This is a genomic window from Streptomyces sp. CNX435, from assembly GCF_059570575.1.
Map to the genome: position 1 here is coordinate 1 of NZ_JCANTA010000062.1, position 4,524 is coordinate 4,524.

General features: G+C 72.1%; 3 protein-coding genes and 1 pseudogene. All 4 read left to right on the forward strand.

What is annotated here, in order from left to right:
• Positions 1-96, forward strand: a pseudogene (locus tag T328_RS35900) (ATP-binding protein); the annotation flags it as partial.
• A 479-nt stretch (positions 97-575) separates the two neighbouring features.
• Entirely contained in the window at positions 576-3,338 is a 2,763-nt protein-coding gene (locus T328_RS35905) for a sensor histidine kinase (RefSeq protein ID WP_496500468.1), read from the forward strand.
• A gap of 9 nt (positions 3,339-3,347) precedes the next feature.
• Positions 3,348-3,761, forward strand: coding sequence for a roadblock/LC7 domain-containing protein (locus T328_RS35910; RefSeq protein WP_078524293.1), 414 nt, complete (start codon positions 3,348-3,350; stop codon positions 3,759-3,761).
• Positions 3,762-3,931: 170 nt separating this feature from the next.
• Complete coding sequence (locus tag T328_RS35915; RefSeq protein ID WP_496500469.1) at positions 3,932-4,480, forward strand: DUF742 domain-containing protein; 549 nt, start codon at positions 3,932-3,934, stop codon at positions 4,478-4,480.
• Positions 4,481-4,524: the final 44 nt, after the last annotated feature.

Genomic DNA, 4,524 nt, shown 5'->3' on the forward strand with positions numbered 1-4,524 from the left:
ACGCCGATCCTGACGACGGATGCGCGGCAGCGGTCGGAGTCGAAGTCCACGCTGATCACCCTTGTCGAGCACGCCCTCATGGCCAGGCTGCGCTAGGGCCGGACAAGCCCTAACCGCGCCGGCCCGGCCCGACGGGTGCCGCGGGCCGGAGACTTCGCCAGGGGCGGGTCGCACCGCCGGTGCGACCCGCCCCTGCGGCGTTGATAACGTTTAGAAGCAGATTGGGGGGACTGGATGCACAGGACGCAGGCGGCCGACTCCGTTCCGCTGATGGGGTCGTTGCACTTTGTCGGTTGATGCCGCTTACGCCCTGTTTGACGGCACCTGCGTGATCGTACGAAGTCCGCGCCAGGCGTTTGGAATGTGCCGCCCGGCGTGCTGGAATTCGAGGAACTGACCCGAGAGTAGGCCGAGAGGTTGTTGGTCCGGTGAGGCGCAGCAGCAAGGGCTCCGCGCAGGAGGCGCGGGGCAACTTCAGCCCGCCGTCGCACGCGGCGGCGCCGCCCCCTGCCGGGGCCCGGCAGCCGGCCCCGCCACCGCCGAGCGGCAGCCGGCTGTCTCCCCGTAACTGGCGGGTGGCCACCCGGCTGAACGCGATCCTGCTGATCCCGGTGCTCGTGGCCCTGGCCTTCGCGGGCTTCCAGGTGAACAACTCCGTGGACACCTGGCGCGAAGCCCAGGACGCGGAGAACACCGCCAAGGTGGCCAAGGCCGCCGCCGACTACGCCGACCGCCTCATGGCCGAGCGCGACGTCTCCGTACAGCCCCTTCTCCACGGCGACCGCGAGGCGAGCCGGGTGACCGAGGCGCGCGAGGCAACCGACGCCGCCGCCGCCGAGTTCGACCGGCAGGTCGAGGACATGCCGGACAAGTCCAGCCTCCAGCGCCGGCTGAACGCCTTCCGGGACCAGGAGAAGAAACTGGACCAGCTGCGCCAGGCGGCGTTCACGCCCCAGGCGCCCGGCACCGACACCCACCTCGGGTACGCGCAGATGTACCGGCCGCTGATGACCTTCGCCAACGAGCTGGGCCTGGGCACCGGCAACATCACCAGCTACGGCCGCTCGATGTACGCGATCTCGCTGGCCAAGTCCGCCGCCTCGCTGGTCCGCTCCCTCGGCACCGAGCTGCTGGTCAGTCCGCCTGAGAAGGCCGAGGTGCTGGCCGAGGAGAAGACCGCGCTGGCCTCCTTCGCCTATCTGGAGCCCATCGCCCTCGACGAGTTCCGGACCGGCAGCACCGAGGCCGACAACCGCATGCTGAAGGACGCGCTGGCCGACCAGGAGGAGGAGGCCGGGCAGCAGCTCGCCGAGGCGCAGCGGGAGGCCGAGGACGGCGGCGGCGAGGTCGTCGCGCCGCCGGAGCCCTCGGCGATGCTCGCCGGCGTCGCCGGGATCGGCGAGGGCGCCACCCCCGAGTCGCTCGCCGCGGAGGGCATCACCCCGCAGACCTGGTACGCCGCCACCAGCGTGCCCATCGCCGCGTACCGCACCGTCGAGATCGAGTTCGCCGACCGCGCGGTGGCCGAAGCCCACGACATCGTCGAGTCCGCCAAGCGCGACACGGTCGTCGGCGCCGCGATCGCCGTCGGCGCGCTGCTCATCGGCTTCGTCATCGCCGCGATGATGGCCCGCTCCATGGGCCGCAGCATGCGGCTGCTGCGCAACTCCGCGTTCGGCATCGCCGAGCAGCGGCTGCCGATGCTGGTCGACCAGCTCTCCCGCACCGACCCCGGCCGGGTGGACACCCGGGTCCAGCCGATCCCGCTGCACAGCAGGGACGAGATCGGCGAGGTCGCGCGCGCCTTCGACCAGGTGCACCGCGAGGCCGTCCGGCTGGCAGCCGAGCAGGCGCTGCTGCGGGGGAACCTGAACGCGATCTTCACCAACCTCTCCCGGCGCAACCAGGGCCTCATCGAACGCCAGCTGGAGCTGATCTCCGGCCTGGAGGACCACGAGGCGGATCCGGAGCAGCTGGAGAACCTGTTCCACATGGACCACCTCGCCACCCGTATGCGCCGCAACGGCGAGAACCTGCTGGTGCTCGCGGGCGAGGACACCGGCCGGCACATGGACGAGGCGGTCCCGCTCGTCGACGTGCTACGCGCGGCGACCTCGGAGGTCGAGTCGTACGAGCGCATCGAGCTGGAGGGCGTGCCCGACAGCGAGATCCACGGCAGCGCCGTCACCGACCTCGTCCACCTCCTCGCCGAGCTGCTGGAGAACGCCACCACGTTCTCCTCTCCGCACACCAAGGTCCGGGTCACCGCCACCCGGCTGCCGGACCGGCGGGTGATGGTCGAGATCCACGACAAGGGCATTGGGCTGACCGCCGAGGACTTCGCGGACATCAACCACCGGCTCGCCAACCCGCCCACCGTGGACGTCGCGATCTCCCAGCGCATGGGCCTGTTCGTGGTCGGCCGGCTGGCCGACCGGCACGGCATCCGTGTGCAGCTGCGCCCCTCCGGCGAGCAGTCGGGCACCACCTCGCTGGTGATGCTGCCCGAGGCGATCGCCTTCGGCGGCTCGACCGGGACGCCCGAGCAGCAGGACGAGTTCACCGTCTCCCGCATCGTCGCGGACCGCCCGTCCTTCCAGCCCCCCGGCAACGGCTTCCCGGGCGGGCGCGCGCGGAGCGCGGCGGAGCTGGGCTTCGACGACTCCCCGTACCCGCAGGTCGAACCCCCGCGCTCGCCGATGCCGGCGCTCGGCGGCCAGGAGGGCGTCTTCGACCCCATCCAGCGCTCGCTGCTGCGGGAGGAGCGCCGGGCGGCGCTCGAAGCGGCGGCGCAGGACCGTGCCCCGAGCTTCCGTGATTCCGAAGCGGAAGATGTGGGCACTGATCCCTTCGCGCCCGGGGGTATCTCGCCGGGGCCCGCGTACGATACGTACGGCCACGTGGACCCCGACGCCTCGCCGAACTCCTGGACGGGGCAGGGCGCGTACGACAGCCCGGCGCGACCGGAAGCGGAATCGCCGGTGGAGCCGGGGAACGGCAGCCGGGGCTTCGGCTTCGGCGAACCGCAGCCGGCGTCGGCCGACGACGAGTGGCGGTCGGCGAACGACGAACGCTGGGAGCGCGCCGAGCAGGTGCGTGAACCGAAGGCGGGCGGGGTCACCCCCGCGGGCCTTCCCCGGCGGGTGCCCCGCCAGAACCTGGTGGAAGGCACCGCGGAGCAGCCCCAACTGGGGGGCCCACAGGTCTCCCGCGCCCCGGAGGACGTACGCGGCCGGCTGAGCAATCTGCGCCGCGGCGTCCAGCAGGGCCGCCAGCAGGGGCCGCAGCAGAATGACGGGCCGGGCATCAGCCCCGGCACATACGATCAGGAGCGTTAGGTGAGCCCGATGAGCCAGGCGGCGCAGAACCTGAACTGGTTGATCACCAACTTCGTGGACAACACCCCGGGGGTGTCGCACACGGTGGTGGTCTCCGCCGACGGACTGCTTCTGGCGATGTCCGACGGCTTCCCGCGCGACCGCGCCGACCAGCTGGCGGCGGTGGCGTCCGGTCTCACGTCGCTGACGGCCGGTGCCTCGCGGATCTTCGAGGGCGGCTACGTCAACCAGACGGTGGTGGAGATGGAGCGCGGCTTCCTCTTCATCATGTCGATCTCCGACGGTTCGGCCCTGGCCGTGCTGGCGCACCCGGAGTGCGACATCGGCCTGGTCGGCTACGAGATGGCGCTGCTGGTCGACCGGGCGGGCGCGGTGCTCACCCCCGATCTGCGTGCGGAGCTGCAGGGCAGCCTGCTGAACTAGCCGACAATCGATGCACGTTGCACGCTCGCCGGGCTAAGGTGCGTCGAGTGCAGTGATGCTCCGGCACGCCGTCGGGGAAGGGGAACGCAGTGGCAGCGCACCAAGAGGTACCTCACGGTGGTGAGGACTGGCGGTACGGCTACGGGCCGCAGCCGTCCGACCAGCCGGGCATGCCGCCGCACCACGGGATGCCGCCGCGGCCGGCCGCGCCGGGCGTACCGTACGCCGCCCCCGGCGTGCCCCCGTCCCCGGGGCAGCCCCAGCCGCAGTCGCAGCCCCCGTCTCCGTCTCCGTACGGCGGCGGCCACCCCGCGCAGCACCGGGGCCAGCCCGCGCCGCAGCCCGCCGCCCACGGCGGACGTGCGGCCAGGGGCCGGCAGTCGCGGCTGGTGCGCCCGTACGCGGTGACCGGCGGCCGGACCCGGCCGCGGTACCAGCTCGCCATCGAGGCATTGGTGCAGACCACTGCCGACCCCTCCGGGCTCACTTCCCAGCTCCCCGAGCACCAGCGCATCTGCCGGCTGTGCTATGAACTCAAGTCGGTCGCGGAGGTCTCCGCGTTGCTGACCCTCCCGCTGGGCGTCGCGCGCATCCTCGTGGCCGACCTCGCGGAAGCCGGCCTGGTCACGATCCACCAGCCGGGCGGCAGCGACTCCGCGGGGGGCCAGCCCGATGTGACTTTGCTCGAAAGGGTGCTCAGTGGACTTCGCAAGCTCTAGTGGTGTGGCCGGTTCTCCTCCGGCTCGTGCGACCACGTCGGCGA